This is a genomic window from Nigerium sp. (assembly GCF_039811905.1).
Lineage (GTDB): Bacteria > Actinomycetota > Actinomycetes > Propionibacteriales > Propionibacteriaceae > Propioniciclava.
In genome coordinates, this window is the sequence record NZ_JBDHZL010000161.1 from 1 (window position 1) to 3,899 (window position 3,899).

The following is a 3,899-nucleotide window of genomic DNA, read 5'->3' on the forward strand; positions in this document are numbered from 1 at the left end:
GTCGCGTGCCGGCACGAGCACGCGCTCGTGCTCCCAGTGACGCAGGACGTGCGAAGTCACGCCGATGTCGCGGGCCGGCCGGCGGCGCGAATCAGCGATCGTCTCCGGCTCGTCGCCCTCGACGGCCACATCGACGGGCACTGCGGCGTCGTCGTGCACCGTGAGGGCGCGCCCGATGTGGTGCACGTCGGCGACGCGATTTTCGCCCTGCGCACGCTCGATGGGCGGGCGACACCCCTCGGACTCGCGCTGTTCGAGCGGCGGATGCGCACCGACGCGCCGGCATGGCGGCGCAGCCGCGAGTGGGTGCGCAACCGGCACCGCGACGGTGCCGTGATCGTGTGCGGCCACGACCCCGACGCGGTACTGCGGCGGCATGGCGAACGATCGGTGGGAGTGGGGACGGATATCAGCGTCGGGTGAGGGAGACGTCGGGCCAGGGGGACGCGTCCAACACTGAGAGGCTCGGGTCGCCGCGGAGGGTGCGGTCGAAGAAGGCGACGGTCGTCCGGCGCATGACCTCGTGCAGGTGGACGCCGTCCCCCGGGCTCGTGATCCCGGCCAGACCCGGCAGCGGCGACTCGTAGGGGGCGTCGGTGAAGTCGGCGTGGCGGGCGCCGGCGACCTCGAGGTACCAGGCGTCGGCGCGGGTGCGCTCGAAGAGGGCCCGTTGGCCCTCGGCGTAGGTGCGCACCTCGACGTCGGGCCAGCCCTCCGCACGCATCGCGGACGCCGACCGCGTCAGCCAGAGGGACGGGACGCCGAGCCCGCGGGCGGAGGCGTCCGCACTCATCGGGGCGTCCAGGAACAGGCAGGCTCGCAGGCGGGCGTCCGTGGCGCACCACTGGCTGAGGTCGAGCCCGCCGAGCGAGATGCCGAACGCGCCGACGCGCGCGAGGTCGAGCCGACCCGCGAGGGGCGCACCCGGCTGGGAGAGCCGGTCGAGGACGGCCCGCGGGTCGGCGGCCAGGTAGGGAACGATGCCGCGCGGGTAGGCGACGCCGCGCCAGACCGGCGCGGTCGCCCATGGGCGGAACGACTGGTCCACGAGGGGTTTCACCACGGTTCGTCCGGCGTAGGGGATGCGTCCGGCGGGCGTCTCGGCCGACCCGACGACGCCCGGCTGGTCGAGGCCCACCACGACGTAGCCGTGGGACGCCAGCTCCTCGATCTGGACCAGATTCGACCCGCGGTAGCCCATGTTGCCGGTGAGGAAGAAGACCACCGGGAAGCGGCCGTCTGCGGGCGCGGCGTCCGCGATCGCGTGCGTCGGGGCGTGGGCGAGTCGGGCGAAGAGCAGCCGCGGGAGGTGGGCGTACTCGAGCATCGGGTCGAGGACGGCCGAGTCGGGCAGGTAGGGCTCGGGCGCGGCGGGCGCGTTGGGCCTGGGGCTGTCGGCCGTTCCGGGCGCCGCCTCCGGCGTCACGGACACGGTGCGAATGCCGGGAGCGTGCGCGGCCGGGTACCAGAGCTGAGCGGTGAGCGTGCGCGGGGCGTCCGGATCGGGGCCGAAGATCTCGGGGCGCGAGCCGTCGACGACCGTGAAGACGGCCGTTCCGATGGGGTGTGGGCCCGTGGGCGCCGGCAGAAACGGGCCGGGCAACAGCGACCAGCCGACGGCGAGCGCGAACGCCGCGGTCAGCGAGAGGACGCCGAGGGCGGTGCGGAGCCGTGGGAGGCGAGGGGGCGGGCGTCCGGTCACGAGCCGGCCCCCGCCAACGCGGCCCCCCACGCGCGGGCCCGGTCGAGCTCGCCGTCGGCGAGCACCGGGGGCGTCCCGGAGACGAGGAAGCCCTCGCGGGCGACGGCGGGCGCGCCGAGACGCCGGAGCCGCGCGGCGATGCGGCGCGACGCCGACCCGGAGAACCTGCCGGGCAGGACGGTGTCGAAGGCAGCCGTCCGGACGCCCGCCAGCGCGGGGCGGGCGTCCAGCCACTCGGCGACGCCGGTGGTCGGCACCGGGGCGCCGCGGCGTCCGGCCTGCTCGCGCGACCGGGGGGTCGGCAGGCCGAGGTTGTGGGTCGGCGCCCCGACGACCACGAGGCCGAACCCCTCGGCGGCGGGGGCGTCCGGGGCAGCGGAGGCGGCGGCCACGGTGCCGTCCACGCCGGCGGACGCGAGGCCCTCGGCAACGGCGCGGGCGATGCGGTCGGTGTTGCCGAACGCCGACTCGACGACGACCAGGGCTCGCAGCGGCATGGGGTCCTCCTCGTTCTGGAACGTGTTGGTATTTGGTATCTGGAGTACCAATCTTCATGTGTCATAGTAGGGCTCGTGAGCGACCGACTGCAACCACACCGGGGACGCGGGCGGCGTCCGCGGTTGTCCGACGCCGAGACCGAGTCGCGGATGCTCGAAGCCGGCCGGCGCTTCGTCGCCGAGGAGGGACTATCCCTCAGCCTCGAGCACCTCAGCATGGAGGAGCTGATCGCGGACGCCGGCGTCTCCCGGACGTCGTCGTACCGCCGCTGGCCCACCAAGGACGCCTTCGCCGCCGACCTGCTGCTGCACATCGCGCGGGAGACGCGGCTGACGTCGGACTTCGCGGGGTATGCGGACGCCGTCCGGGCGATACCGCGCGAGGCGTTCGCCGACATCGCCACCGAGCAGGGGCGACGCGACGCGTTCGTGGCGGCCTTCCGGGCGCTGGCGGCGGCGGACATCGAGGCGTCCCTGGGCTCGGGCACCTGGCGCAGCTACCTGATGCTGCGCGCGGCGGCGGGCGGACTGCCGTCCGGGGAGCTGCGGACACAGGTCACCGCCGCCCTGCGGGAGTCGGAGCGCGGGTTCACCGAGTACCGCGCCGCCGCGTTCGAGGCGGCGGCCGCGGTGATGGGCTATCGGCTGCGCGACCCGGACGCGATCGGATGGTCGCGACTCGCCGAGCTGCTGAGCGCCACGTTCGCGGGGCTGACGATCCAGGCGATCGCCGACCCCGAGCCGATGCTCGCCACGCGGGAGTGCGCCCCGTTCGGGTCGTCGCAGTCCGCGCCGTGGAGCCTGGCGACGCTCGCGTGCGCGAACGTGTTCTTCGGGGCGACGGAGCCGGATCCGTCCGTGACCTGGGACGATGCGCGCATCGCGAAGATCGTCGCGGGGTTGGGCGACCTCGACGCCATGCTGGCGTCCTTCTGGGACGCGGGGGCGGCTCGGTCGCCCGGGGCGGCGTCCCCGACGGTTGTGTCGGGGTGACCCCTCTGCCCCCCGTGGGCGTTTCTACCTGACGTTCTCCACACTCTGGTGTGGGTTATGTCACACGCACTCGCCGGCTGCGCACGGCGTCCCGGCCGCGGTTTACGTCTGGGATGAGACGGGCGCCCCGGCCGCCCTCCTGTCGCAGGGGTGCCACTTCGCAGACCGTTGCCCGACGTCGCAGACGATCCCGGACCTCGCGCGTGCCGCTGCACGCGCGAGGTCGGTTTCCGTCGTCGAGGTGGAGTGAACGTCGTCGAGGTGGCCGTGGTCGGGGATGGAGATGGAGATGGTGCGGACCACCTAATCCTCGGGGACACGACACCTGGGACGCGGCCGGCCCGGAACTCGACACCCCGAAACGCGCCGGCTTGGACGCGGCTGGCCCGGAACGCAACTGGCCCGTCGGAGAAGGAGTCCCGGACCGACCCCGCGCAGACCGGCGCCGCCGGCGTCCTGGTCGATTTGCCACCACTCGATGAGGGTCTCCCGGCGAGAACACGCTCAGGATCGGCAGGAGTCCGCGATCGAGTGGCGGCAAATCGACCGAGCGGACGCCGCCCCGGCGAGCGCCGTCGGCGCGGCCGTCGACGAATGGGACGCCGAAGCCGGACGCCTGCCGGCTCCGGACGCGCACGCGAACTCCAGGCGCGCACGCGAAACCGTGTGACGTTCTCCACACCAGAGTGTGGAGAACGTCAGGTAGA

The 3,899-nt window shown here is 74.0% G+C and carries 3 protein-coding genes and 1 pseudogene; 2 read left to right on the forward strand and 2 right to left on the reverse strand.

The annotated features are described in order from the left end of the window. Nucleotides 1–423 (forward strand): annotated as a pseudogene (locus tag WMJ97_RS14645) (hypothetical protein); the annotation flags it as partial. On the opposite strand, the gene WMJ97_RS14650 reads toward WMJ97_RS14645, so the two are convergent. Further along, nucleotides 410–1,702, reverse strand: a complete 1,293-nt coding sequence (locus tag WMJ97_RS14650) for a hypothetical protein (protein ID WP_347349742.1) — start codon at nt 1,700–1,702, stop codon at nt 410–412. The pseudogene WMJ97_RS14645 and the gene WMJ97_RS14650 overlap by 14 nt on opposite strands. Further along, on the reverse strand, nt 1,699–2,199 hold the full coding sequence (locus WMJ97_RS14655) for a flavodoxin domain-containing protein (RefSeq protein ID WP_347349743.1): 501 nt from the start codon (nt 2,197–2,199) through the stop codon (nt 1,699–1,701). Before WMJ97_RS14655 ends, WMJ97_RS14650 begins: the two co-directional genes overlap by 4 nt. A gap of 75 nt (nt 2,200–2,274) precedes the next feature. Between WMJ97_RS14655 and WMJ97_RS14660 the strand changes: the two genes are divergently transcribed. Continuing rightward, nucleotides 2,275–3,192: a hypothetical protein gene (locus WMJ97_RS14660; RefSeq protein ID WP_347349744.1), complete on the forward strand. Its 918-nt coding sequence runs from the start codon at nt 2,275–2,277 to the stop codon at nt 3,190–3,192. Nucleotides 3,193–3,899: the final 707 nt, after the last annotated feature.